The following is a 26,722-nucleotide window of genomic DNA, read 5'->3' on the forward strand; positions in this document are numbered from 1 at the left end:
GAGTTGACCTTTTACGTTGCGCTATTATTCAATAATGAATAAAGGTTGATCAAATTCTACTGGCTCGCCGTTTTCTACCAAAATTGCTTTCACTGTACCGGCTTTATCTGACTCTATTTGGTTCATCATTTTCATTGCTTCAACGATACATAATGTATCGCCAACTTTAACCTGAGAACCCACTTCCACATAGGCTGGTGCCTCTGGTGAAGCTGCCGCATAAAAAGAACCCACCATAGGTGATTTAACTTGATAACCTGAAGGGCCTGCTGGTGCTTCAGGCTCAGCGGTTACAGGTGCTGATGGTGCAGCCGCTGCTGGCGCAGGTGCTGGAGCGTATTGCTGTGGTGCAAATTGTGCATAAGCAGGACCGGCACTCATATTGTTGCGGTTAATACGTACTGATTCTTCACCTTCAGTGATTTCTAGCTCTGCAATACCTGATTCTTCTACTAATTCAATTAGTTTTTTGATCTTGCGAATATCCATAAACGGCCCGCCTATTAGTTTGTTAGTTTAAATTTAGTTTGAGTTTTGCAATCGACTTACTGCTGCATTTAAAGCAGCGTGATAACCCATTGCACCTAATCCACAAATAACGCCTTGCGCCACATCAGAAAAATAAGACTGGTGACGAAACGTTTCACGTGCATGCACATTACTTAAGTGCACTTCAAAAAACGGAATATCAACGCTTAGCAATGCATCACGTAATGCGACGCTTGTATGCGTAAATGCTGCTGGGTTAATTATTATGTAATCAACCGTTTGCCAAGCATCATGAATGCGTTCAATGAGCGCTTGCTCACTATTACTTTGAAAATGCGTTAGCGCCACATCTAAACTATTAGCAGCGCTGTTTAGCTCGCTCATAATATGCTCTAAAGACTGCGAACCGTACTTATCGGGTTCACGCTTTCCTAGCATGTTTAAATTTGGGCCATTTATAACTAAAATCTTCAATTTTGCAGTCATAATACGCGATATATCCTATAAGTAATGAGTTAAGCGGTTACCAGCTAATTTTTCACTAAAAAGTAAGCTGAAAAAAGCAAGATAGCAACAATTTCTCACGTTAACCAACTATTATAGTGATTTCGAAGTAAATAGCAGCAAAATACTGGTCTAATCTCTATTCTGGGGACGGATTTTAAGGGAGGAATAACGGCACAACATGAATAATCATGTTGTGCCATATAAAAAGATTATTCAGCGCTGGCACGCACTGCAGCAAGGTGCTTAGCAAAATCATCAGCATTTAAAAAACCGGTAACACGTTGTAAACTTAGCTCTTCACCTTGAGTATTAAAAAATAAAATACTTGGTAAACCAAATACAGAATAAGCTTCCATCAGCTCAATTGTGTCATTATTGCTTTGAGTTAGGTCAATTTGAATCAGTTGATAATGACTAAACTCAGCTTGCACTTGCGAGTCAGGAAATGTGTAATGTTCAAACTCTTTACACGCAATACACCAGTCAGCATATAAATCAACCATTACCATGCGCCCTTCACTATTTGCTTGTGATACCGCTTGCTTTAGCTCTGCTAAGTTAGCAACGTGTTTAAACTCATTGCTTTGTGCGGTTGTTTGTAAGCTCACGACGGGTGTTGGCCAAAAATAGCTTTTGGTTAAGTTAAAGCCCGTAAGCACTAATAAAACAGCCATAAACCACAATAAGGTCTTTAACTTCCCTTGCGATTGAGCACTTTGCCAGTAATGTAAATAAAGCGCTGTAGCGATAGCTAACAACCCAGCAAGTAGCATAATTATTTCAATATCAATAATTCGCTCTAGTAAAATAAGTGGTACAACTAACATAATAAAACCAAACAAGGTTTTAACCTGCTCCATCCAGCCGCCAGCCTTAGGTAATAACTTACCTCCAGATGTACCAAGAAGTAACAGTGGTAACCCCATTCCTAAACTGAGCACGTAAAGCGTTAGCCCGCCGACTAAATAATCGCCACTTTGCGCAACAAATAATAACGCAGCTGATAAAGGCGCAGTGGTACAGGGTGATGCAATAAGCCCTGATAAAACCCCCATCAAAAACACCCCAATATAATTACCGCCTTTTTGATTGTTACTTACTTGGGTCAGTTTATTCATCATGCCACTGGGTAATTTAATTTGGTACCAACCAAACATCGACATAGCCAGCAATACAAACAACAAACTAAAGCTTATTAATACATATGGGTGTTGTAAGTATCCTTGCACTTGGCCGCCTAATGCAGCAACCACCAACCCTAATGCGGCATAAGTCATTGCCATACCTTGAATATAAACAAATGATAGCGCAAATGCTTTTTTGGTAGACAGATTCTTTTGACCTGCAATTAGGCTAGATAAAATAGGAAACATCGGAAATACGCAGGGCGTAAATGCTAAACCTACACCCACAGCAAAAAATATCGCTAAGTTAACCATTAAGCTCTGACTGGCTAACTGCTCTGTAAATGTGAGTTCTTTTTTAGGTGATGCGGCAGTCGTTGGTTTTTCTGCAGGTTGACTAAGTGCTGCAAATGCACTGCTTGCTGTATTTTTTTCAGTATTAGCTTCACTTGCTAGCGCACTTAATGGAACATTAATAATCTCTGGGGGATAACACAGCCCTGCTTTTGCACAGCCTTGGTAACGCACTTTTACAACGGCATTTTCATTTACATTACTAAGCTTGCTGATGATACTGAGGGAATTAAAAAACACCTCGGTTTTACCAAAAAACTCATCTTCAATTATTTCACCAGCGCCTAGCTCTGGGACTTCAATGTTCGCACCTTTGGCAATAATTTCTACTTTGTCTTTGTATAAGTAGTAACCATCAGCAACATCCCAGCCAATAAATAATGTACTGCCTTGCTGATCAAAATCAAATACAAACGCTTCATTTACCGGTAAAAAACTATGCTGCGCTGGTTTTAAAAAATCATCTAGGCTATTTTGTGTTGCCCAAACAGGCGCCATTAAAATGCTCAATAAAAAAAATAAAATAAAGCGCATTAATGAAGCACCTCGTCCATCCAGTTAAAGTAAGCCAAATTACCAGTTGATACATCGACTACTTGTATCTCAGGCACTTCATAGCTGTGAAGATCTTTTAAAGTTAAAAATACATCGTTCATCTTGTCAGACTTTGTTTTTATTAGCAGTTTCACTTCTGTTGCTTCGGCTACTTCACCATCCCATATGTAAATAGAAGTCATGGCTGGTAAAATGTTTACACAAGCAGCTAATTTTTTTTCAATTAGTGCCGTAGCCAATAAACGGGCTTCATCGTTATCTTTGCAAGTGGTAAAAATAAGTTTAAATTGCGTTGTCATAGTGAACCTTTACTTGTTTACAGGGGTCTAGCCCCATAGTAGCTGATAGCGGGTGTAATGTGTAGACACTAACACTGTTGACGTTTTAGGTTGTTGTTATAAATTGGTTTAAACCCACTATTTATAACTTAACTGACATTAAAGTTTATAATTTGGCTGTATTTGCTTGAAAATAGACCCGACAACCCTCATTTATATTTCATTAACACCTTAATGAGTGTCATTTTTAGAGAGTCTTATGTTTAGAATTTTATTTTTGCTGTTTATCATCATCCCTATTATTGAAATTGCTTTACTAATTCAGGTTAGTGATGTGATAGGTGGCTTTGCAACAATTGCCTTGGTGGTATTAACTGCCATTGTGGGTGCGAAAATGGTGAGACAGCAAGGAATGGACGCACTAAAAAACGTACAAATACAAATGGCTCAAGGACAAATGCCGGCGAAAGAATTATTTACTGGTATTTGTGTCATTATTGCTGGGGTACTTTTATTAACACCCGGCATTATGACTGATGTATTTGGCTTGCTCCTTCTTACTCCTGCTATTCGTAACAAACTAGCTGCAGGACTTGCCAGCCAAGCAACAGTGAGAATGAGCGCCAGCATGCATCAAACGAGCTCTTCAGGGTTTTCACAACCTCATCAATCAATGCACCATGAGCAAGATGAAAAACGCCCCAAAACAATAGATGGCGAATTTGAGCGAAAAGATTAAAAATTTATCGTTTTTTCTCTTGGAATTTTTGACTCCACCCCCATTATTGAATGCAACTTAGAAACACTTTTTTCTGTATTGTTCAGAAACTGTTAGGAGAACTAAAAACATGAACATTCGTCCTTTACAAGATCGCGTAATCATCAAGCGTCTAGAAGAAGAAACCAAGTCTGCTGGCGGTATTGTACTAACTGGCTCTGCAGCTGAAAAATCAACTCGCGGAGAAGTTGTTGCCGTTGGTAATGGTCGCGTTTTAGAAAACGGTGACGTTCGAGCATTAGAAGTGAAAGCCGGTGACACTGTGTTATTTGGCTCATATGTTGAAAAAACTGAAAAGATCGAAGGTCAAGAGTACCTGATCATGCGTGAAGACAATATTTTAGGCATTGTAGGCTAAAGCTACTTTTCATTTAACATACATTTAAGAATTTAGAGGAAATAAAAATGACAGCAAAAGAAGTACTTTTTGCAGGTGATGCACGCGCTAAAATGCTAACTGGCGTAAATATCCTAGCTAATGCAGTAAAAGTAACATTAGGCCCTAAAGGTCGTAACGTCGTACTAGACAAATCATTTGGCTCACCAGTTATCACCAAAGATGGCGTATCTGTGGCAAAAGAAATCGAACTTGAAGACAAGTTTGAGAACATGGGCGCGCAAATGGTTAAAGAAGTAGCGTCTAAAGCAAATGACGCTGCGGGTGATGGAACAACTACGGCAACAGTGCTTGCTCAATCTATTGTAAATGAAGGGCTTAAAGCGGTTGCTGCGGGTATGAACCCAATGGATCTCAAACGCGGTATTGATAAAGCAATCATTGCTGCAGTGGCAGAACTTAAAGCGCTTTCTGTACCATGTGCTGATACCAAAGCCATTGCACAAGTAGGTACTATTTCAGCTAACTCTGATAAAGAGATTGGCGACATCATTGCACAAGCAATGGAAAAAGTAGGCCGTAACAGCGGTGTTATCACTGTAGAAGAAGGTCAATCACTTGAAAACGAATTGGATGTTGTTGAAGGCATGCAGTTTGACCGTGGTTACTTATCTCCTTACTTTATTAACAGCGCAGAAAAAGGCACGGTTGAACTAGATAACCCGTATATTTTGCTTGTAGATAAAAAAATATCTAATATCCGCGAATTACTACCAACATTAGAAGCGGTTGCTAAAGCAGGTAAGCCATTACTAATCATTGCTGAAGACCTTGAGGGTGAAGCGCTTGCAACACTAGTAGTTAACAACATGCGCGGCATTGTTAAAGTGTCAGCGGTTAAAGCACCTGGCTTTGGCGATCGTCGTAAAGCTATGCTGCAAGACATCGCCGTGTTAACTGGCGGTACTGTAATTTCTGAAGAAATCGGCCTAGAGCTTGAAAAAGCAACGGTTGAAGACCTAGGTACTGCTAAACGCGTCATTATCACTAAAGATGATACGACTATCATCGACGGTGCTGGTGAAGAAGATGGCATTAATGGTCGCGTTTCACAAATTAAAGCGCAAATTGAAGAAGCAACTTCAGATTACGACAAAGAAAAACTGCAAGAGCGTATGGCTAAATTAGCTGGCGGTGTTGCGGTAATTAAAGTTGGCGCTGCAACCGAAATGGAAATGAAAGAGAAAAAAGATCGCGTTGAAGATGCATTAAATGCAACGCGCGCAGCGGTTGAAGAAGGCGTAGTCCCTGGCGGTGGTGTTGCTCTAGTTCGTGCAGCAAGTAAACTAGCAGCACTACTTGGCGATAACGAAGATCAAAACCACGGTATTAAAGTGGCACTTCGTGCAATGGAAGCACCACTTCGTCAAATCGTTACAAACGCAGGCGATGAAGCATCCGTCGTTATTAATGCAGTTAAAGCTGGTGAAGGTAACTACGGTTACAACGCAGCCACTGGCGAATACAACGACATGATTGAAATGGGTATCCTAGACCCTACTAAAGTAACGCGCTCTGCTCTTCAGTTTGCAGGCTCGATTGCTGGGTTAATGATCACTACCGAAGCAATGGTCGCTGAAATCCCTAAGGATGATGCGGGTGCGCCTGATATGGGTGGTATGGGCGGCATGGGTGGTATGGGCGGCATGATGTAATTCATCCCCTAACCATCTAGCTCAAATAAAACCCAGCTTCGGCTGGGTTTTTAGCTTTAAGAGCAACGATAAAGTAGCAAATAAAATGACTTAAGCGTATTGCAGTACCTGAACTACGAAGCAAACTATACTCAGAGTAAATTTTATTTAACATAATTAAGGATATTAAGATGAATAAAAAGCCTGAACTGATCATCTCATCACTCGATGCAGATAGATTGTATGATTTAATGGAATCATTACCAGCAGGAAGCTTCGCTGGCGAAAAAGAACTTGAAGCTGAACTTGGTCGTGCAACAATTGTTGAGCCAAAAGATATGCCTTCGACAGTGGTTACAATGAACTCAACCGTAAACTTTATCGTTGAATCAACTAAAGAAAAATTTACTAAGACCTTAGTGTATCCAAAAAATGCTGATGCAAGTACTGATAAAATATCAATTTTAGCCCCTGTTGGCAGCGCCTTACTTGGTCTATCACAAGGTGATGAAATTGAGTGGTCTAAGCCAGGTGGCGGTGTACTTAAAGTGAAAATAAAGGAAGTTGTCTATCAGCCTGAGCGGGCAGGAATGCTACACCGTTAGGATATTTTATACAAAACAATATGTAAACTCTTGAATAAATTTATATAGCAGGAATATACACCTACCTGCTATAGATGAGTTATGCCCTACTTGGTATTAAATTTAATAAAGGTGATAAAGGTGATAAAACGACTATTTTTAGCCACTTTCGAGGTAATGAATTAATACTTTGAGGTTGAGCAACCATGTATTACTTTCTTTTATACTTAACATGATTCGATCACAGGATAATTTAAATAAAAATATGCTTATAGTAAGAATCAAACAGTTCGGTAGAGTTTTTTAAAGCTCTATAATGACTATGCTATAGCACGTCATATCATTAATATATTTTAACTGTAATTATTTATAATATACTTATAAATAATTGAATAATAAATGTATTTGCTATATCAATAAAAAAAGCACCTACTAAAGGAACAACTATAAATGCTTTTTCTGATGGGCCAAACCGCTCGGTAACGGCATTCATATTAACAATAGCAGTCGGCGTTGCACCTAAACCTGCATAGCCTTCATAGCCTGCAGCAATAACTGCTGCATCATAATCTTTACCTAACAATCTAAATACCACAAAAATAACAAATATTGTTATAACAAAAACCTGCGCTAAAAGTATCAGCAATATTGGAACAGCCAGTCCAAGCAGTGTCCACAACTGCAAACTCATTAACGATATTGCTAAAAACAACCCTAAACTTAATTCACTGATTAAATTTAAAGAATGCGTACCTGATGGCCAACTCCATTTCTTTAAAATAAAAGGAACTGTATTTGTTAATATAATGCCTGCAAATAAGGAAGTAACAAACTCTGGTAAAATTAAACCAAAAGATAATAAAATTTGGTTAAGCTCTAAGCCAATACCAATCGCAATGCTAATGACTATAATGCAATGCAATACCGTATCAACATGAATCCTTTCTCCTTGACTATATTCACCGCCAAGGGCAATAGCAGCGTTGCCTGCGGGGTTGAGCTGATAGCGCTTAATTAAAAACTTGGCGATAGGGCCGCCAATAATACCGCCAAAAATAAGTCCAAAAGTAGCACAAGCAATACCAATCTCGATGGCATTAGTAATTGCAAACTTATTTTCAAAAATTTCAGCCCAGGCAATAGCTGTGCCATGCCCGCCACTTAAAGATACAGATCCACCTAATAGCCCAACCGCGGGATGTAATGATGAGAACTCACTGACCACTAAACCCGTTATGTTTTGCAACACCAGATATACAATTGCAAGGACTAACAAAATAACAAGCGCGTAACCACCTTTTAATAGGCTAGAAAATCGCGCATTTAAGCCGACACAAGTAAAAAAAATAATCAAAAATTGATCGCGGCCTACAAGTTCAAAACTAATTGTTGCCCCCGAGAAGGCATAAATAGCACCTACAAAAACAGAGGCTAACATCCCCCCAGTAACAGGCTCTGGAATATTATATTCTCGCAGAAAAGCTAATTTTTTATTTAGTGCTTTGCCTAAAAAAAGAACTAATATTGCTACAATAATCGTTTGACGTTGATCTAATTCAAGCATTCAGTTATCCGTGATCAGAGCTTATTGTTAATGCTAGCTAGATTTCCATTTTAAATAATAACTTATAATATTTTATAACAATGTAATTACTGCTGGCTGATCTCGTAAAGTCTTTGTGCTTGGCTGTTAGACGTTTTGCTTACTTCTCTAAAATCTTCGGCATCGGCGGCATTTTTTCCTGATATTTCTCGGATACGTTCCGCTAACTTTTTAACATTTACAGTTACTTGAGCCTGTTCTTCAGTGGCCACAGCAATATTCGCTGAGCGCCCTTTAATGTCGTTAAATGCCTCAACTATATTTTCATATTGCGCGCGTGTTGTACTTGAACGCTCATTAACAATTTCTGAAAACTCCCGGCACTCTTGAATAACACTTACCCCCTTTGCAGCGGCTTGTTGCAACTGGCTTATCATGGTTTCAATTTCACCGGCTGATTGTTGAGTCCTTTGTGCTAATGTTCTAACTTCATCAGCAACTACCGCAAATCCTCTACCAGAATCACCAGCACGAGCAGCCTCTATAGCGGCATTAAGCGCAAGTAAATTAGTTTGCTCAGAGATATTCATGATCACATCTAATACCGAGCCAACCTGTTGTGAATCTTCAGAGATTTGTGAGATTGCATTCGAAGACTCAGTTAATTTATCAAACAATAGCTGAATAGATTCTGCGTTTTGCTCAATAACATTAAATCCTGAATTTACAAGATCTGACGATTTAGCTGTGATGTCGGCAACACCACCAATATCTTCAGAGGCCGATGAAGCTGCTATCGACATTTCGTTAATAGCAGTGGCCAATAACTCGTTTTCTTGCATTAACTCGTGTGCGCGTTGCTGGCTGTTGTTACTCAAGTTATCCATAGACTCTGCATTATTTTTAACAGAAGTAGCCTCTTGTTTGATCAACTCAAGAATTTTAATTAGGTGATCTCCATAATCATTAATAGCCTCACAAAGATGACTCATTTCGTCATCCCCTGAAACAGATAACTTGGAATCAGTTTGACGTTGTATCAATGAACGAACTTGGGTTGTGGTTTGCTCTATCTGTTCAACTAAGCGCCTACCAAAAACTAATAGCGCTGATATAAATATTACAATGAGTAGGATAAACGAACCATACAAATAATAAGTAAGTGTATTAGCCGCTTTTTTTGCGATTGCTGTCGGGATAATAACACCAGAACGCCACTTTTGTTCAGGTAGCGAAAAAGTTACTAAAATTGAACTGTCGCCTTTTATAACACCTGCATTAAATTCAGCTACAGAGTTATCATTATTTTTCAAGGCGTTAACTAAAGGCTCCAAAGAGTTATCTTTATTTATTGCTTGCGAGAAGTTAAGCATTGCTAATTCAATGTCTCTGAAGCCAGGAATCGAAACAAATTGCTGGGCACTATCGATAATAAAGCTAAAAGTACCCGTAGCTTGGTTTTCGCTAAGTAGTGATTTTTCAATATGAGATAGTTCTATATCTAAGGTGGCGACTCCCCAAAACTGATTATTTCGCTCAATTTTAACCGAGCAGGTCACCATAGGTACATTAGACACAGCATCAACATAAGCCTCAGACCAAACACATACTCCGGGTTTGGCTTTAGCTGCACTTGTATACCAACTTTCTTGTTGATATGGGCTACTATCCGATTGATTATAATCATCTAATAATGTGTATTGGCCATTATCCCCTTTAGCCCAAAAAAGAGATGCTTTGCGTTCTGATGGTACTAGCGCATTTGGCTCTGGCCATATACCACCACCCGCTATGCCTGAACCACTGGCAATTAGCGGCGCCAAATTGTTAATAAACTGATTTTTATCAAGTGGAAGTGTTTGGGCGACAACAGATAGGCTTTTAGTTAATGCTGCACTTTTACCTAAATCTTTAGCAAATGATTCACCAATTACTTTAGCCTGTAACTTGGCTGCAGAAATAGCCTCATTTTTTATTATTGGTGTGATTACCAATTGCATAATGACGGTTAAAACTAATAAGGAAAAAACTATGAGTAATAAGCTCCCTACATACATCTTTTTTTGTATTAACATTTTTAACCTCAGTTACAATCAAACAGCGTTACCTAAGTATAAGAAGATTAATTGATTTATCAAAAAAAAGAGCAAATTAACTTAAAAAATTTTATTTACAATATTCAAACAACTGAAATATTCATTCAACTAGTTAAATGAAGGTTTTTTGTTATTAATTAACCGCCTTACTATACAAAACAGATCGCTAGGTAACATACCTCTTTCTCCTGCTTGTTCACCGGCGATCTCACCAGCTTTAGCATGGAGAGTCACGCCATGCGAAGCGGCTTCGTCGCACGCTAAACCCTGAGCAAGTAATGCACCTATAATACCAGTGAGAGCATCACCGCTACCGCCAACAGCAAGTGCAGGACTTCCCTCTTCACAAATCCAAGTATGCTGCTTACCATCAGCTATTAAAGTTCCTGCGCCTTTTAAAACACAAACTGCTGAGTAACGTTTAGCACATTGTTGAACATAGCTGAACCGATCAGACTCTATTTCCTTAGTGGTCACATTTAATAATCGAGAAGCTTCACCCGGATGCGGGGTAAGTACACACCGCGAGTGTATTTTCGGTGAAGCTTGTGTAGCAAGTAAATTAAGTGCATCGGCATCAATAACTAAAGGCATGTTATTACTTGTACAATACTCAATAACTTCATTAAAGGTATTTTGTGCCCATTTGTCCTCTCCAAGGCCTGGGCCAATAACAGCACAGCTTGCCCACTCCAATGCTTGTTGCAAGTTGTGACTGATTACCATGAGCTCTGGCCGGCCAAAACTGATAGGCATAGTTGAGCTTTCATGGGTATACACTCTAACCATACCAGCACCAGCTCTAAGTGCGGCCTCGCTGCTTAATCTTATAGCCCCTGACATCCCTTGATTGCCACCAATACACAGTAATTTTCCATAACTACCTTTATGGCTGTTCAAAATACGCGGGAGTAAGCCCTTAAAGCTATTGATATTGATAAGCTTACCCGAAGGGCTTGCTAATTCTACGAATGACTCGCCAATAGCCAAGTCATCAAAGATAAGTTCACCGGCATACTGCTTACCCGCAGCCGTTGTTAACCCTTGTTTTACCCCTACAAAAGTAATTGTTTTAGTGGCTTTAATTGCAATGCCTAAAGGTTGGCCTGTATCAGCATTTATACCTGATGGCACATCAATACTCAGTATTGGCTTAGCGCTCTCATTCGCCGCATTAATTATAGCGGCCACATTATCGCGTACTGTATTTTCAAGGCCTGTGCCGAGTAATGCATCAATGATTACATCACACTCATCGAGTGTATCAGCATTAAAATTAAATATTTCACCACCATAATCAATCCAGTATTTTTGCGCTTTTGCAGCATCACCGGTTAATTCTTTATTTTTATCAACAGCACACACCACGACATGCCTATCGGCTTGCTTAATAAGGCTAGCCGCAATATAGCCATCTCCTGCGTTATTGCCACTCCCTACGAGTACTAGAGTCTGCTGTGCATTTAATGTTTTCCAATTTAAAAAAACGGCATGCCCAGCTCGCTCCATTAGGGTATACAAATCGCAACCACTGACTTTTGCAGCATTGCCTTCATGTTCTCTTATTTGTTGTGCTAAATATACTGATTGTTTAACTTTAGAAGATGAAGTTAATAACGACATGAGTAACTCATTAAAATAAGTGTCTATTGAGTAGACTTTGGGCCCAGTTACTTTTTTTCAAGTAAAATCATAAATATAAAAAGCAGGAATAAGGATGCAATGCGCTGATTTGAGTATTTATTATCACTTTACATTGAGTTGCTATCTTATGTCGGTGCGCTGCTATCTACCAACAACGCATTGGAATGTCGTAGTGCCCACAGCGGTAGAGTATGCATTAGGCTCTGAGGTGATCGTCGCGTTCTTTTGCCCGTGGGTTTCGTGATACTCAACCCACGCTACGATGGTCAGGTTGACGCTTACTGTGCAACTGGTAGCTGACGGCTTAACGCTGATACTTTATTTTAGACAAAAAAAAACCCGCTACATTGCTGTAACGGGTTTCTCTTATTTGGAACCTGGTAATGTCCTACTTTCACATAGCAAATGCTACACTATCATCGGCGCTGTTTCGTTTCACTACTGAGTTCGGCATGGGGTCAGGTGGGTCCAAAACGCTATTGTCACCAAGCAAATTTGGTATTAATCCGCTCTTTCGAGCCAATTAATTAAAATTTGAAAATGCTGATAATTGTTTTCTTACCGCTGAAAGCTTATCGCTTGCAGCTGCTAGTAAATCTACTTTAGTTATATTAACTTCTGCGCTTGTTTCACTATCACATAAAACGCGTTTGGCGTTGTATGGTTAAGCCTCACGGGTAATTAGTACAAGTTAGCTTAACATGTCACCATGCTTCCACACCTTGCCTATCAACGTTGTGGTCTTCAACGGCCCTTCAGAGACTTTAAAAGTCTAGTGAGAACTCATCTCGAGGCCTGCTTCGCGCTTAGATGCTTTCAGCGCTTATCAGTTCCGAACGTAGCTACCGGGCAATGCCATTGGCATGACAACCCGAACACCAGCGGTTCGTTCACTCCGGTCCTCTCGTACTAGGAGCAACCCCTCTCAATTCTCAAACGCCCACGGCAGATAGGGACCGAACTGTCTCACGACGTTCTAAACCCAGCTCGCGTACCACTTTAAATGGCGAACAGCCATACCCTTGGGACCGACTTCAGCCCCAGGATGTGATGAGCCGACATCGAGGTGCCAAACACCGCCGTCGATATGAACTCTTGGGCGGTATCAGCCTGTTATCCCCGGAGTACCTTTTATCCGTTGAGCGATGGCCCTTCCATTCAGAACCACCGGATCACTATGACCTACTTTCGTACCTGCTCGACGTGTCTGTCTCGCAGTTAAGCTGGCTTCTACCATTACACTAACCGTACGATGTCCGACCGTACTTAGCCAACCTTCGTGCTCCTCCGTTACTCTTTGGGAGGAGACCGCCCCAGTCAAACTACCCACCAGGCACTGTCCGTAACCCCGATTCAGGGGCCAACGTTAGAACATCAAAACTACAAGGGTGGTATTTCAAGGTCGACTCCACAAAAACTAGCGTCTCTGCTTCTTAGTCTCCCACCTATCCTACACATGTAGGTTCAATGTTCAGTGCCAAGCTGTAGTAAAGGTTCACGGGGTCTTTCCGTCTAGCCGCGGGTACACAGCATCTTCACTGCGATTTCAATTTCACTGAGTCTCGGGTGGAGACAGCGTGGCCATGGTTACACCATTCGTGCAGGTCGGAACTTACCCGACAAGGAATTTCGCTACCTTAGGACCGTTATAGTTACGGCCGCCGTTTACCGGGGCTTCGATCAAGAGCTTCTCCGAAGATAACCCCATCAATTAACCTTCCGGCACCGGGCAGGTGTCACACCGTATACGTCATCTTGCGATTTTGCACAGTGCTGTGTTTTTAATAAACAGTCCCAGCCACCTGGTCACTGCGGCTCCAATTAGCTCAGGGAGCAAGTCCCGTCACCCATCGGAGCGTACCTTCTCCCGAAGTTACGGTACGATTTTGCCTAGTTCCTTCACCCGAGTTCTCTCAAGCGCCTTAGTATTCTCTACCTGACCACCTGTGTCGGTTTGGGGTACGATTCGGTATAATCTGAAGCTTAGAGGCTTTTCCTGGAAGTATGGCATCAGCAACTTCATCACCTTAGTGACTCGTCTCGTGTCTCAGTTTCCTCAATAAAGAGCGCAACCCGGATTTTCCTAAGTCACCAACCTACTCACTTTCACATGGACTACCATCGCCATGCTTGCTTAGCCTGCTCCGTCCCCCCATCGCAATTATACCAAGTACGGAAATATTAATCCGTTTCCCATCGACTACGCCTTTCGGCCTCGCCTTAGGGGTCGACTTACCCTACCCTGATTAACATGGGATAGGAACCCTTGGTCTTCCGGCGTGCGGGTTTTTCACCCGCATTATCGTTACTCATGTCAGCATTCGCACTTCTGATACGTCCAGCATGCCTCCCGGCACACCTTCAACCGCTTACAGAACGCTCCCCTACCACTTGAGCATACCCCGAAACTATCTCTATCATCACCGACTCACGTTTAGGTGACGCTTGAACGCTGGGCGCTTCGCGCTGTCAACGTTAATCAAAATAGCTTGGGTGGTATGCTCAAATCCGCAGCTTCGGTGCATAGTTTAGCCCCGTTACATCTTCCGCGCAGACCGACTCGACCAGTGAGCTATTACGCTTTCTTTAAAGGATGGCTGCTTCTAAGCCAACCTCCTGGCTGTCTGGGCCTTTCCACATCGTTTCCCACTTAACTATGACTTGGGGACCTTAGCTGGCGGTCTGGGTTGTTTCCCTCTTCACGACGGACGTTAGCACCCGCCGTGTGTCTCCCGGATAGTACTTTACGGTATTCGGAGTTTGCAAAGGGTTGGTAAGTCGGGATGACCCCCTAGCCTTAACAGTGCTCTACCCCCGTAAGTATTCGTCCGAGGCTCTACCTAAATAGATTTCGGGGAGAACCAGCTATCTCCCGGTTTGATTAGCCTTTCACTCCTAACCACAGGTCATCCCCTAACTTTTCAACGTTAGTGGGTTCGGTCCTCCAATTGATGTTACTCAATCTTCAACCTGCCCATGGCTAGATCACCGGGTTTCGGGTCTATACCTTGCAACTATTCGCCCAGTTAAGACTCGGTTTCCCTACGGCTACCCTAATCGGTTAACCTCGCTACAAAATATAAGTCGCTGACCCATTATACAAAAGGTACGCAGTCACCCAACAAGTAGGCTCCTACTGCTTGTACGTACACGGTTTCAGGTTCTATTTCACTCCCCTCACAGGGGTTCTTTTCGCCTTTCCCTCACGGTACTGGTTCACTATCGGTCAGTTGGGAGTATTTAGCCTTAGATGATGGTCCACCTATATTCAGTCAAAGTTTCACGTGCTCCGACCTACTCGATTTCACTTAAAATGCGTTTTCATGTACGGGACTATCACCCTGTATCGTGGCGCTTTCCAGCAGCCTTCCATTAACACATAATAAGCTTAAGGGCTGTTCCGATTTCGCTCGCCGCTACTTTCGGAATCTCGGTTGATTTCTTTTCCTACGGGTACTTAGATGTTTCAGTTCTCCGCGTTCGCTTCGTTAACCTATGTATTCAGTTAACGATACCTGCAAGCAGGTGGGTTTCCCCATTCGGAAATCCTAGTCTCAAGTGCTTTTTACTAGCTTGACTAGGCTTATCGCAAGTTAATACGTCCTTCATCGCCTCCAACTGCCAAGGCATCCACCGTGTACGCTTAGTCACTTAACCATACAACCCAAACGGGTCTTTGTTGTGTGACAGTTTAACTTCGCCAGAAGTTAATGCATCAGTTCTCTTATGTGTTCGGCTTGGTATAGCGAGCATATAAATGAGTGATAAAAAGGCAGATTATGCAGTTAATAGTGGTTCCTATTAATAAATAATCTAACGCAGGTAACGCTCATTTTAGGCCGCTAGAACTGCCTAACATATGAGTGAATTGATGCGAGATACTAAAGTAGATACCAATCAACAAACACAAACGTTCATTAAATGGCACTGAACGATACTGCTATCATTCTTTTTTACTTTTGAAAACTCTGTACAAATAACAAATGTTATTCATACGAATTTTATTATCAGCTTTTCCAAATTTTTAAAGAGCAATAAAATCTGCTTCGCATCGCGCAGCGAGATTTATAAACATTCATCTGTGTGGACACTACGAACAAATAAGTTCTAAATCGTATAAGGAGGTGATCCAGCCCCAGGTTCCCCTAGGGCTACCTTGTTACGACTTCACCCCAGTCATGAATCACTCCGTGGTAAACGTCCTCCCTAAGGTTAGACTATCTACTTCTGGAGCAACCCACTCCCATGGTGTGACGGGCGGTGTGTACAAGGCCCGGGAACGTATTCACCGCGTCATTCTGATACGCGATTACTAGCGATTCCGACTTCATGGAGTCGAGTTGCAGACTCCAATCCGGACTACGACGCACTTTAAGTGATTCGCTTACCTTCGCAGGTTCGCAGCACTCTGTATGCGCCATTGTAGCACGTGTGTAGCCCTACACGTAAGGGCCATGATGACTTGACGTCGTCCCCACCTTCCTCCGGTTTATCACCGGCAGTCTCCTTAGAGTTCTCAGCATTACCTGCTAGCAACTAAGGATAGGGGTTGCGCTCGTTGCGGGACTTAACCCAACATCTCACAACACGAGCTGACGACAGCCATGCAGCACCTGTATCTCAATTCCCGAAGGCACAGCAAAATCTCTTTCGCCTTTTGAGTATGTCAAGTGTAGGTAAGGTTCTTCGCGTTGCATCGAATTAAACCACATGCTCCACCGCTTGTGCGGGCCCCCGTCAATTCATTTGAGTTTTAACCTTGCGGCCGTACTCCCCAGGCGGTCTACTTAATGCGTTAGCTTTGAAAAACAGAACCGAGGCTCCGAGCTTCTAGTAGACATCGTTTACGGCGTGGACTACCAGGGTATCTAATCCTGTTTGCTCCCCACGCTTTCGTACATGAGCGTCAGTGTTGACCCAGGTGGCTGCCTTCGCCATCGGTATTCCTTCAGATCTCTACGCATTTCACCGCTACACCTGAAATTCTACCACCCTCTATCACACTCTAGTTTGCCAGTTCGAAATGCAGTTCCCAGGTTGAGCCCGGGGCTTTCACATCTCGCTTAACAAACCGCCTGCGTACGCTTTACGCCCAGTAATTCCGATTAACGCTCGCACCCTCCGTATTACCGCGGCTGCTGGCACGGAGTTAGCCGGTGCTTCTTCTGTCAGTAACGTCACAGATGTGAGGTATTAACTCACACCCTTTCCTCCTGACTGAAAGTGCTTTACAACCCGAAGGCCTTCTTCACACACGCGGCATGGCTGCATCAGGCTTGCGCCCATTGTGCAATATTCCCCACTGCTGCCTCCCGTAGGAGTCTGGGCCGTGTCTCAGTCCCAGTGTGGCTGATCATCCTCTCAAACCAGCTAGGGATCGTCGCCTTGGTGAGCCATTACCTCACCAACTAGCTAATCCCACTTGGGCCAATCTAAAGGCGAGAGCCGAAGCCCCCTTTGGTCCGTAGACATTATGCGGTATTAGCAGTCGTTTCCAACTGTTGTCCCCCACCTCAAGGCATGTTCCCAAGCATTACTCACCCGTCCGCCGCTCGTCATCTTCTAGCAAGCTAGAAATGTTACCGCTCGACTTGCATGTGTTAGGCCTGCCGCCAGCGTTCAATCTGAGCCATGATCAAACTCTTCAATTAAAAGTTTTTTCTTCCCACTCAATAAAGAGATGAGACTGCTCAATGAATTCTGAATTTATTTAATATCTTTCGATATTGAATTGACTGTGCTGCAATAAATAAATTTATTGCTATTGGTCACTCAGTTTCTCTTTCGAGAAAACACATTGAGACTCTAAATTTTTTGCCAAACTTAGTAAACTAAGTTTGGCTGTTAGAACTCAATCTGCACGAGTGCCCACACAGATGATTGCTTTATATTGTTAAAGAGCTATACCGGTTACCCGGTTGCGGTTAAAGTTAAACTTTATCTCGCTAGGGCTGCGCATATTACGCTTTCCTATTTTCTTGTCAACACTTAATTTTAAACTTTATTAAAAATCTAAACTCAAGTTTTACTCAACTTACTAAGTGACTCTTGCATCTTAACCGTTGCTGTCTGCCGTCTCAGTGGGGTCGCATTATAGGGAGATCCAAAAACAGATCAACCCTTTTTTTGAAGAAAACTTGAAATAAATGACTGTTCGCTGGATATTTGAACGGTAGGGGCTAAAAATACAACATAACTATCAATTTATTAACAACAAACGCGTTATTTAAGCGTTTAACTGCCAGATCGCCCTTAAATATGTGAAAGCTAACAACCGGAAGGATCATCATGATCACAAATTAGAGTAACCGCTGTGGTTCTTATATCTTTAGCTTGATCAGACAGAACATCAATCTCTGTACTTATACGATCTGCTAATGCTTTTATGGCTATAGTTGAATTTAATCACTCGACTATGAAAATTAACTCACTTTAACTATTAATGCGAGTTCTGCTAAATTTTAGGCAAAATAAAGCCCCGCACTTGCGAGGCTACTATTTATGCTACACCGTATTGATCCCGGTAAGCTTTTACCGCGGCTAAATGCTCATCCATGGTACCTTGGATCTCAAGGTAACTAATTAAATCAGCCAATTTAACGATAGAAGTAACTTGAGTATTAAAGTCACGCTCTACCTCTTGTATAGCTGAAAGCTCTGCTTTACCTTTTTCTTGACGATCAAGTGCAATTAATACACCACTCAAATCAGCGCCATTGTCAGCGATGATTTCCATTGATTCACGGATTGCAGTACCAGCTGTGATCACATCATCAACTAACATGATCTTACCTTTAAGTTCAGATCCAACTAGGCTGCCACCTTCACCGTGTGCTTTTTTCTCTTTACGGTTAAAGCAGTAAGGTACATCTTTATTGTAATGATCAGCCAACGCAACAGCGGTTGTTGTTGCAATTGGAATACCTTTATAAGCTGGGCCAAATAGTACATCGTATTCAATTGCCGCATCTTCAAGTGCCGCAGCATAAAAGCGACCTAAGCGCGCCAAATCACGACCGGTATTAAATAAACCCGCATTAAAAAAGTAAGGGCTAATACGACCAGACTTTAAAGTAAACTCACCAAACTTTAATACCTGCTTTTCTAAAGCAAATTCAATAAATTCTTTTTGATATTCTTTCATTGCTGATTACCTATTTATGCTAGTGCTTGTTTTTGTACATCAATGATTTCGCGGATTGAATGCTTCGCAAGCGTAAGTAGCTCATCAAGTTCGTCAAACGAGAAAGGTTCACCTTCAGCAGTGCCTTGTACTTCAATAATTTTCCCTGTTTCAGTTAAAATTACATTCATGTCGGTTTCAGCGTCAGAATCTTCAAGGTATTCTAAATCGCTAATCGCTTGACCTTTATAAATACCAACGGAAATAGCCGCGATCATATGCTTAAGTGGGTTAGAATTAATCATTCCTTTTGCACGCATGTAAGTAAGCGCATCAACGAGTGCAACACATGCACCACTAATTGATGCTGTACGCGTACCACCATCGGCTTGAATTACATCACAATCAATAGTTATGGTGTTTTCACCTAGTGCTTTCAAATCGATTGCGGCACGTAAAGAACGAGCAATAAGTCGCTGTATTTCCATTGTACGACCGCCCTGCTTGCCTCGCGTTGCTTCACGACTATTTCGTGTATGTGTTGCGCGCGGTAGCATGCCATATTCTGCGTTAACCCAACCTTTACCTTGGCCTTTCATAAAGCGTGGTACGCCAGCTTCAACTGTCGCAGTACAAAGTACTTTAGTATTACCAAACTCTACTAATACCGAGCCTTCAGCATGCAAAGTGTAGTTTCGTGTAAACGTAACCGGTCTAATTTGATTAGGTGTTCTTTTGCTTGGACGCATTGACGATCCCCTTAATTCTGAATTTGCCTCATTATATGTGGATGTGAATACAGATGCCATGTTGATTTAAGTTAAATCATGTTTGAAAAACACTCAGTAGGTTAAATTTACTTTAGAGCTTCACCAGTGTTACGGTATAATCATTAAAATATTGTATTTAAAAATGTAGGAAAACATCCATGATCCACAGTATGACAGCTTATGCGCGTCGCGAAATAAAAGGCGAATGGGGCACTGGCACGTGGGAAGTTCGTTCAGTGAACCAACGCTACCTTGAAACTTTTATTCGTGCACCAGAGCAATTTCGTGGCATGGAACCCGTTATACGCGAGCGTCTGCGTAAGCACTTACAGCGTGGTAAGGTAGAGGTTTTCTTAAAATTTGTCGCAAACCCCGCACATGTTGGTGAATTATCAATAAATCAGTCTCTGGCTGAACAGTTAATTGATAGTGCTAAGTGGGTACAACAGCAAAGCAATGGCGACATTAATCCCGTTGAAATTTTACGTTGGCCTGGCGTAATGGAAGCGCAAGAGCTAGACATGGATAGTGTTAACACCGCACTCATAGCTGGCCTTGACCAAGTTATAGAAGACTTCAAATCTGCCCGTGCTGATGAAGGTGAAAACCTTGAAGAAATGATAACAACACGATTAACCGCCATTTTAGAGCAAGTTGATATTGTTGAAGCACATATGCCAGAAATTACTAAGTGGCAACGCGAAAAGTTAGTACAGAAGCTTGACGATTTAACCACAAATATTGATGAATCACGCCTTGAACAAGAGCTGATTTACCTTGCACAAAAGCAAGATGTCGCCGAAGAGCTAGACCGCTTAAAGTCGCACGTTAAAGAAACACGTAAAATCTTAAGTAAAGGTGGCGCTTGTGGTCGTCGTCTAGACTTCATGATGCAAGAGTTTAACCGTGAAGCAAATACTTTGGCCTCTAAATCAATTAACAGTGACATTACTAACGCAGCAGTTGAGCTTAAAGTGCTAATTGAGCAAATGAGAGAACAGATCCAGAATATAGAATAGGTTCTTGGATAGAAAACTCTCCCTCAAAATATTAAAAAGCCCACTTTTTTGGCTAAGAGCCCTGTAAATGAAGGGCTTTTTTATTTGTCCCGTTTTAATTAAATTTCAAATGCCCATAGAATTTTATTTTCACACAGACCGAGTTGGTGGTTCTATTATCTTTGCAAAGCGATACAGAGACTATTAGTAAAATATCTTAGCTGCTTTGAGTTTGACCTTTAAATCCGAACGGTTTGCATAACGCATCAATTATTAATTTTCAGTTTAAAACTCTATCGACTTATACTGCATTTTTAGCGTATCTATCCAAAAAGTAATCTTTGAGCGTAAGTGCCGGGGCTCGGTGAGATAAAACAATCAAAACCTAGTTAGTAGAGAGGCTAAGAAATCAAATAACCCCTATCACGCAAGGTACATATTATGAGCTTAACTCCTGAAATCTCTTTTTCGTGAACCTTGGCCCATTCAAAAAGTTAGCAATGACAAAAAATGGTATATGGCGTTAATTAACCCTATACCCTGATGTTAATAAATCCTATATTCAGTTATTTATGTAAACCAATGATCAACAATATTCCCTAATTAAAGTTTGCGATAATTAGCTTATGGTGGAGTCAAATGTTCTCTCGTCAGTATTTTTTATTACATGTAAAACACATTCACACTTTGATCTTTTTATTACTTATATCAGCGTTGTCCTGCACGCAACCGGTGAATGCACTCGAATCTGAAAATTATCGCAGTGAACATTGGCAGGTAACAAATGCGCAAGTATTAGAAAAAGGACAACGCGTCATTGCTGATGGATTACCTCAAATATCTGTGCATGCTATAGCACAAGACACCGATGGCCTTTTTTGGTTGGGAACTGAAAATGGGTTAGCGCGATTTGACGGCAGAAAGTTTGAAATTTTAAATACTATTAATGAACCTTCGCTTCCTTCCAACTGGATAGAATACCTATTTGTAGATGATACGGAGCGTGTATGGATTGCCACTGCCAGCGGTGTGGTGAGTTATTCAAATGGCGTTTTTGAGCGCGTATCTACCGAGCAGACTCAAGATAGAATAACGTATATAGACCAGTCCTCAGATGGTCAATTGTGGTTTTTTGGTACCTCACTTTGGACACTGAATAACAACAAACTCATAGCAGCACCCTCGTTACAGAAAGACAAAAAAAAGCTAAGTGCTGCCAATATAGACGGTAATAGTGTATGGCTTTTAAGCGCAAACAATAAGCTGATTCATTACGATGTTTTAACAAATACCACCTGCGAATACCCTCTGGCTAGCGAACAGGAATACTCGCAACTGCAAGTTTCAAATCAGCGCGTTTACATGCTTGAAAACGAACACCTGCGCACTTTTCAGTATGCTACTGACGGCTGCGCTTTGAATGAAGTTCCTTCGCTTACCACGCAGAAAATACGGAAACTGATGCTAAACGACAGTGGCTATCCACTATTGCTAGGTAACAACGATAGATTTTATGAGATAACCCCAGTGGGTGGTTTATTAGACATGTCGTTTAACCAATCGATAACACCCTCGTTGGCCAGAGATGCTATTACCTTTTACCAAAGTGATGACCTTGTTTTTCTCGGTACAAAAACAAATGGCTTAGTAGTGCTTTGGCCATCAACTATTAAGCGAGAAGCCTACGGTCAGCCATTTTCAAACGCTAGGGTGTGGTCGTTTTTTACCACAGATACGGTTTATGCTGCGTCAGACGTGGGTGTGTATAAACTAGGTGACGATAAACAGTGGCAATTGGCTGTCCCTCAGAGCGCCTTAGATGGGAATGTTGCGTACAGTTTACTTATTGACGACGGCACAATGTGGATAGGCACCCGAAATGGCTTGTACAGTAAAAATGCCGACACATCAGTTGCAATATCGGTCAACGGCTTTGAAGGCTATCAGGTAAATACCATATATAAAGATGCGAATACACTTTGGTTCGGTACAAATAACGGACTATTTAAACAAGAAAAGGACAAGTTTGTTGAGGTGTCACATTTCACTTTTCAGGCTATTCGCAGTATTTATAGAGCAAAAAATGGCACGCTTTGGGTGGGAACAGAGTCAGGGCTGTATGGCACCAACGCTCACAATATTAACAGTCATACTAAATGGCAGCAAACACGCATGGCGGGCATAGATAGTTCCTTTGTATCGAATATTACAGAGTCACCCAATGGGCATCTTTTTGTTGCCACCTACGGAGATGGCCTATTTCAAAAAAATAAACAAGACGAATGGAACCAATACACGACAAAAAATGGATTGCCTTTTCAAAACCTATTCAATGTGAATATCACAGAAAATCGACTATGGGCCTCAGGTGCTAGCGGTATATTTTCCGCTAACTTGTCAAAGCTCTACAAAAAGCAGGTACAAAGACATATTGTATTGAGGCACGACGGTACATTTGCATCGAGAAAAGACGTTCGATGTTGCAACGGAGCCGGTAATAACCGCGGTGTGGTTTTTAACAACAAGCTTTATTACCCCACCCTTGAAGGTATTTTGTCGGTCAATCTCACTGAGCAGCAAGCACTTATATCACCGCTGTTTATCTCTGGCGTGTACCAAAACGGCGAGCGCCTTATTTCTTCAAACTCAACTTCTATAATAAAGCTTCAGAATGAACGCAATTTAGAAATAGCCTATACCAAGCCTGTATTTGCGTCTGAAGAGCCTCCACAATACCGGTATCGCTTATCAAAAGGCGATAGCAGTTGGGTTTACGCGGGGCAAAGAGAGATAGCCTATTTTACACATCTACCATCAGGTGAGTTTGCTTTTGAAGTATCAGCAAAACTAGGCAACGATGAGTGGATGCCTGCTAGCAGATTATCGATAAGTGTCGCACCTTACTGGTGGGAAACGTGGTGGGTGAGGAGTATAGCGGTTTTTGTCATGTTATACATGGGCTGGCTGTTATTTTCAGTGCGAACCAAGGCGCTGACAAACAGAAATAACATGCTAAAGAAAGTGGTCGAAGAGCGCACTCTTGCTTATGAAAGGGTGAACCGAGAGCTTGAGCAAAAAAATGACGTGTTGGAACAAGTTGCTAACACTGATCACCTCACGGGGCTTAGTAATAGAAGGGCAATAAAAGACTATTTGCCTAAGCTCTTTGACGCAATTAATACTCGACGTGTTGATGAAAAGCAAGCTGATGATGTATGCGCATTGTTTCTTTTAGATTTAGATTACTTCAAACGAATAAATGACGAATTTGGTCATGATAAAGGCGACAGCGTTCTCACCCATGTTGCCAATGCGATAAAAAGTGTAAGTCGACCAGAGGATTGCTTGCTACGCTGGGGCGGTGAAGAGTTTTTACTTATAGTTCCCACGGTTAAAAAGCAAAGTTTTAAAGCGTTTAGCGATAGGCTTCATACTGTACTTACCAGCTTGCACAATCAGCTTGAGCTATCGTCACCTTTAACCATGTCTGCAGGAGCCATTTGGCTTCCTTGGGAAAATTCAAAAACAGATTTATACCAGTGGGAGCGCTCCATGCTACTAATTGATTCGGCGCTATATCGTGTAAAAGAGACAGGCCGAAATGGAACTGCACTTGTGCATACATCACCCGCTTTAAATGATTGGCTCAATTGGTCTAAAGAAGGTATTGAAAAGGCAGAAGCACAGGCAGTGATAACAATAGAGCGCTTTTAGCGCCCTATTATTATATCTGGTGGGCTTGTAAAATAATGATATTTGATTTAACGAAGCCCATACTCAATGCCAGTAACAAATCTAAGTTCATGCCAGCATGACTTACTAAGCATAGTGTATAAAACGCTCATATTCTTGCCACTGCCACAGTAACAAAAATTGTTCCGCCTGCGTTTTGTTGCTCTTTTTTAGTTTGTTATGTTTTTACACATTGCACAACGTCTGTTTAAGTTCACTTTAACTAACTCTTTTGGGGTAAGGTCTTAAACCCAATAAAATTTCAGCCTGTTGAGTAAGCGCTTGATCCATTAATTGCTTACTTGTAAACGGTGCAAGTTGTTTTCGTAATAGCTTGTATACAGCTTCACGGCCTTGGCTAGTATCGAGTTCTATGCATTTATTTTTGCCTTTGAACAATTCAACTGTTGGCAAGGTTTCTTGTTTAAACGTATCAAAACGCAGTTTCATAGCATTAACGTTGTCATCAGCTCGTCCGGAGTATTTTGCTCGTCCTAAAATACGTTGCTCAAGTACCTCAAGCGGGCATTCAAAATAAATCATGCTTGGTAGTTCGGTTTGATCACCAAACACTTCATACCATGCTTCAAGGTTAGATAATGAGCGAGGAAAACCATCGATTAAAAAGTTGCGCTTACCCGTCGTGCGAATGGTGTGCTCCATGGCATCTTTTAATAACCTAATTACAATCTCGTTGGGCACTAATTTACCGGCAGCAATATACTGTTTAATAATTTTTGTGGTTTCGCCGCCTGCTGCTTGCTCGGCGCGTAATAAGTCGCCAGTTGATAAATGTGTCCAGCCTAGTTGAATTTCAGCCAGTTCGCACATAGTACCTTTACCCGCGCCTGGCCCACCTAAAACAAACACCACATTAGGCTCAGGGCAAGGTAAGCGTGGGTCTATGTGATGAATTTCTATTTTAGGTGCAGGCGCTTGACCCATTTTGTATACATTCCACTTTTGATTAGTAGGCGGTAATACATCTTTACAGGTACTTTCATAAGCTAGGTGGCCATCTAAGCGGCAAATACGCCATGATTGATAACTGTTAGAATAAGAAATTGCAGGGCTACGCTCAGCTTTGCCATCGGCACGGTCCCATGCCATTTTTTCGTTCCAATAACCTTGCGTAGATACTACACCAGATTCGGATTTTACCGATGGCGCCTGTGAGGGAATATATAAGCCATCTACCTCAGGTAAACCTGCGCCGCTAACAACAATAAATAGTTTATTGTCTGGTAAAAATGTTGTATCTGTCATTTAAATGCCTTTTAACCATTAAGAACAATAAAGACTAAAGCATAAATTGTTACAATACAAAATACATTACTGCTGAGTGCGTGACTAAGTGGTCTAAACTTGAGTGGCTTTAAACAAATGAAGTATACTGTATTCATTTAAGGTTTGAGTTACTTTATAACTTAGGCCGGTTTATTTTTTAAATAGAGATAAAAATGGCACACTCTCGCGGAAACTTATTTATATTATCAGCACCCTCTGGGGCAGGTAAATCTAGCTTGATTAATGCATTACTAAAAAAACATGCCAACATGAAAGTATCGGTATCACACACCACCCGCGCACCGCGCCCTGGTGAAAACAATGCAGAACATTATCACTTTGTATCAGTTGATGAGTTTAAAACCTTGATTGCTAAAGATGATTTTTTTGAATGGGCACAAGTATTTGATAATTATTACGGTACGTCTAAACAAGCCATTGAAGAGCAACTCGTCGCAGGGATTGATGTGTTTTTAGATATTGATTGGCAAGGTGCTCGCCAAGTTCGAGAAATAATAAATGACGTAAAAACTATCTTTATTTTACCACCTTCAAAACAAGAGCTAGAGCAACGTTTAAACAACCGTGGCCAAGATTCAGCTGAAATTATCGCAGGGCGTATGGCGCAAGCTCAATCAGAAACCTCTCATTTCAACGAATATGACTACATTGTAGTAAATGATGATTTTGATACTGCCTTGAGCGATTTAGAAACGATTATTATTGCACAGCGATTAACGCTAAAAGCACAAACAACACGTCATCAAAACTTAATTAATGAGCTACTTAAGTAATCTAAATTAAGATTAATTGTACGATCATGCCTAAA

The 26,722-nt window shown here is 41.5% G+C and carries 17 protein-coding genes and 3 rRNA genes; 7 read left to right on the forward strand and 13 right to left on the reverse strand.

Annotated features, from left to right (window positions below; translation table 11 throughout):
• Positions 1–24: 24 nt before the first annotated feature.
• The 4 genes from accB to cutA all read right to left on the reverse strand — a co-directional run bounded on the left by accB (position 25) and on the right by cutA (position 3,328).
• Positions 25–489: an acetyl-CoA carboxylase biotin carboxyl carrier protein gene (gene accB, locus AC6H44_RS13760; protein ID WP_500736179.1), complete on the reverse strand. Its 465-nt coding sequence runs from the start codon at positions 487–489 to the stop codon at positions 25–27.
• Positions 490–522: 33 nt separating this feature from the next.
• Positions 523–975, reverse strand: a complete 453-nt coding sequence (aroQ, locus tag AC6H44_RS13765) for a type II 3-dehydroquinate dehydratase (protein ID WP_500736181.1) — start codon at positions 973–975, stop codon at positions 523–525.
• A gap of 230 nt (positions 976–1,205) precedes the next feature.
• Complete coding sequence (locus AC6H44_RS13770; protein ID WP_500736183.1) at positions 1,206–3,008, reverse strand: protein-disulfide reductase DsbD; 1,803 nt, start codon at positions 3,006–3,008, stop codon at positions 1,206–1,208.
• Entirely contained in the window at positions 3,008–3,328 is a 321-nt protein-coding gene (gene cutA, locus AC6H44_RS13775) for a divalent-cation tolerance protein CutA (protein ID WP_500736185.1), read from the reverse strand. The genes AC6H44_RS13770 and cutA overlap by 1 nt, the downstream gene beginning before the upstream one ends.
• A 238-nt stretch (positions 3,329–3,566) precedes the next feature.
• Between cutA and AC6H44_RS13780 the strand changes: the two genes are divergently transcribed.
• The 4 genes from AC6H44_RS13780 to rnk all read left to right on the forward strand — a co-directional run bounded on the left by AC6H44_RS13780 (position 3,567) and on the right by rnk (position 6,721).
• Complete coding sequence (locus AC6H44_RS13780; RefSeq protein WP_500736187.1) at positions 3,567–4,046, forward strand: FxsA family protein; 480 nt, start codon at positions 3,567–3,569, stop codon at positions 4,044–4,046.
• A gap of 109 nt (positions 4,047–4,155) precedes the next feature.
• Entirely contained in the window at positions 4,156–4,443 is a 288-nt protein-coding gene (locus AC6H44_RS13785; RefSeq protein ID WP_008113511.1) for a co-chaperone GroES, read from the forward strand.
• A gap of 47 nt (positions 4,444–4,490) precedes the next feature.
• Positions 4,491–6,137 carry a chaperonin GroEL gene (gene groL, locus AC6H44_RS13790; RefSeq protein WP_500736188.1) on the forward strand — a complete coding sequence of 549 codons (1,647 nt, stop codon included), beginning with the start codon at positions 4,491–4,493 and terminating at the stop codon, positions 6,135–6,137.
• Positions 6,138–6,307: 170 nt separating this feature from the next.
• Positions 6,308–6,721, forward strand: a complete 414-nt coding sequence (rnk, locus tag AC6H44_RS13795; protein ID WP_500736189.1) for a nucleoside diphosphate kinase regulator — start codon at positions 6,308–6,310, stop codon at positions 6,719–6,721.
• 346 nt (positions 6,722–7,067) lie between these two features.
• On the opposite strand, the gene gltS is transcribed toward rnk, so the two are convergent.
• From gltS to rph, 8 genes are all read right to left on the reverse strand, one after another.
• The gene (gltS, locus tag AC6H44_RS13800) at positions 7,068–8,264 is read right to left on the reverse strand and encodes a sodium/glutamate symporter (RefSeq protein ID WP_500736191.1); all 1,197 of its coding nucleotides are present in this window, start codon (positions 8,262–8,264) and stop codon (positions 7,068–7,070) included.
• A gap of 86 nt (positions 8,265–8,350) precedes the next feature.
• Positions 8,351–10,243, reverse strand: a complete 1,893-nt coding sequence (locus tag AC6H44_RS13805) for a methyl-accepting chemotaxis protein (RefSeq protein WP_500736192.1) — start codon at positions 10,241–10,243, stop codon at positions 8,351–8,353.
• A gap of 204 nt (positions 10,244–10,447) precedes the next feature.
• Positions 10,448–11,962: an NAD(P)H-hydrate dehydratase gene (locus tag AC6H44_RS13810; RefSeq protein WP_500736193.1), complete on the reverse strand. Its 1,515-nt coding sequence runs from the start codon at positions 11,960–11,962 to the stop codon at positions 10,448–10,450.
• Between the two features lie 396 nt (positions 11,963–12,358).
• Positions 12,359–12,473: ribosomal RNA gene (rrf, locus tag AC6H44_RS13815) — 5S ribosomal RNA — on the reverse strand.
• A gap of 170 nt (positions 12,474–12,643) precedes the next feature.
• Positions 12,644–15,640: ribosomal RNA gene (locus tag AC6H44_RS13820) — 23S ribosomal RNA — on the reverse strand.
• A 460-nt stretch (positions 15,641–16,100) separates the two neighbouring features.
• Positions 16,101–17,634, reverse strand: a 16S ribosomal RNA gene (locus AC6H44_RS13825).
• Together the 16S, 23S and 5S rRNA genes form the textbook arrangement of a ribosomal RNA operon.
• Positions 17,635–18,482: 848 nt before the next feature.
• Positions 18,483–19,127 (reverse strand): orotate phosphoribosyltransferase, encoded by a 645-nt coding sequence (pyrE, locus tag AC6H44_RS13830; RefSeq protein ID WP_500736194.1) that lies wholly within the window; start codon positions 19,125–19,127, stop codon positions 18,483–18,485.
• A 14-nt stretch (positions 19,128–19,141) separates the two neighbouring features.
• A complete protein-coding gene (rph, locus tag AC6H44_RS13835) occupies positions 19,142–19,855 on the reverse strand; it encodes a ribonuclease PH (protein WP_500736195.1) in 714 nt (237 codons plus the stop codon).
• A gap of 179 nt (positions 19,856–20,034) precedes the next feature.
• Here rph and AC6H44_RS13840 point away from each other — a divergent pair, with 179 nt between their 5' ends.
• On the forward strand, positions 20,035–20,895 hold the full coding sequence (locus AC6H44_RS13840) for a YicC/YloC family endoribonuclease (protein ID WP_500736197.1): 861 nt from the start codon (positions 20,035–20,037) through the stop codon (positions 20,893–20,895).
• A 618-nt stretch (positions 20,896–21,513) separates the two neighbouring features.
• Positions 21,514–24,588 carry a diguanylate cyclase domain-containing protein gene (locus AC6H44_RS13845; RefSeq protein ID WP_500736198.1) on the forward strand — a complete coding sequence of 1,025 codons (3,075 nt, stop codon included), beginning with the start codon at positions 21,514–21,516 and terminating at the stop codon, positions 24,586–24,588.
• Between the two features lie 237 nt (positions 24,589–24,825).
• Here the strand turns inward: AC6H44_RS13845 and AC6H44_RS13850 are convergent, their stop codons facing one another.
• Positions 24,826–25,872, reverse strand: coding sequence for a nucleoside monophosphate kinase (locus tag AC6H44_RS13850; protein WP_500736199.1), 1,047 nt, complete (start codon positions 25,870–25,872; stop codon positions 24,826–24,828).
• A 194-nt stretch (positions 25,873–26,066) separates the two neighbouring features.
• On the opposite strand from AC6H44_RS13850, the gene gmk reads away from it, so the two are divergent.
• Positions 26,067–26,687: a guanylate kinase gene (gmk, locus tag AC6H44_RS13855; protein ID WP_500736200.1), complete on the forward strand. Its 621-nt coding sequence runs from the start codon at positions 26,067–26,069 to the stop codon at positions 26,685–26,687.
• The last annotated feature ends 35 nt before the right edge of the window (positions 26,688–26,722 follow it).

Source organism: Pseudoalteromonas sp. TAP-3C (assembly GCF_059888565.1).

What these genes read in the sequence shown, in the direction of transcription:
- pyrE (WP_500736194.1), bottom strand. Translation starts at nt 19,127, where the DNA reads ATGAAAGAATATCAAAAAGAATTTATTGAATTTGCTTTAGAAAAGCAG.
- AC6H44_RS13770 (WP_500736183.1), bottom strand. Translation starts at nt 3,008, where the DNA reads ATGCGCTTTATTTTATTTTTTTTATTGAGCATTTTAATGGCGCCTGTT.
- AC6H44_RS13840 (WP_500736197.1), top strand. Translation starts at nt 20,035, where the DNA reads ATGATCCACAGTATGACAGCTTATGCGCGTCGCGAAATAAAAGGCGAA.
- groL (WP_500736188.1), top strand. Translation starts at nt 4,491, where the DNA reads ATGACAGCAAAAGAAGTACTTTTTGCAGGTGATGCACGCGCTAAAATG.
- AC6H44_RS13845 (WP_500736198.1), top strand. Translation starts at nt 21,514, where the DNA reads ATGTTCTCTCGTCAGTATTTTTTATTACATGTAAAACACATTCACACT.
- AC6H44_RS13785 (WP_008113511.1), top strand. Translation starts at nt 4,156, where the DNA reads ATGAACATTCGTCCTTTACAAGATCGCGTAATCATCAAGCGTCTAGAA.
- AC6H44_RS13850 (WP_500736199.1), bottom strand. Translation starts at nt 25,872, where the DNA reads ATGACAGATACAACATTTTTACCAGACAATAAACTATTTATTGTTGTT.
- accB (WP_500736179.1), bottom strand. Translation starts at nt 489, where the DNA reads ATGGATATTCGCAAGATCAAAAAACTAATTGAATTAGTAGAAGAATCA.
- rnk (WP_500736189.1), top strand. Translation starts at nt 6,308, where the DNA reads ATGAATAAAAAGCCTGAACTGATCATCTCATCACTCGATGCAGATAGA.
- AC6H44_RS13780 (WP_500736187.1), top strand. Translation starts at nt 3,567, where the DNA reads ATGTTTAGAATTTTATTTTTGCTGTTTATCATCATCCCTATTATTGAA.
- cutA (WP_500736185.1), bottom strand. Translation starts at nt 3,328, where the DNA reads ATGACAACGCAATTTAAACTTATTTTTACCACTTGCAAAGATAACGAT.
- gmk (WP_500736200.1), top strand. Translation starts at nt 26,067, where the DNA reads ATGGCACACTCTCGCGGAAACTTATTTATATTATCAGCACCCTCTGGG.
- AC6H44_RS13805 (WP_500736192.1), bottom strand. Translation starts at nt 10,243, where the DNA reads ATGCAATTGGTAATCACACCAATAATAAAAAATGAGGCTATTTCTGCA.
- gltS (WP_500736191.1), bottom strand. Translation starts at nt 8,264, where the DNA reads ATGCTTGAATTAGATCAACGTCAAACGATTATTGTAGCAATATTAGTT.
- aroQ (WP_500736181.1), bottom strand. Translation starts at nt 975, where the DNA reads ATGACTGCAAAATTGAAGATTTTAGTTATAAATGGCCCAAATTTAAAC.
- rph (WP_500736195.1), bottom strand. Translation starts at nt 19,855, where the DNA reads ATGCGTCCAAGCAAAAGAACACCTAATCAAATTAGACCGGTTACGTTT.
- AC6H44_RS13810 (WP_500736193.1), bottom strand. Translation starts at nt 11,962, where the DNA reads ATGTCGTTATTAACTTCATCTTCTAAAGTTAAACAATCAGTATATTTA.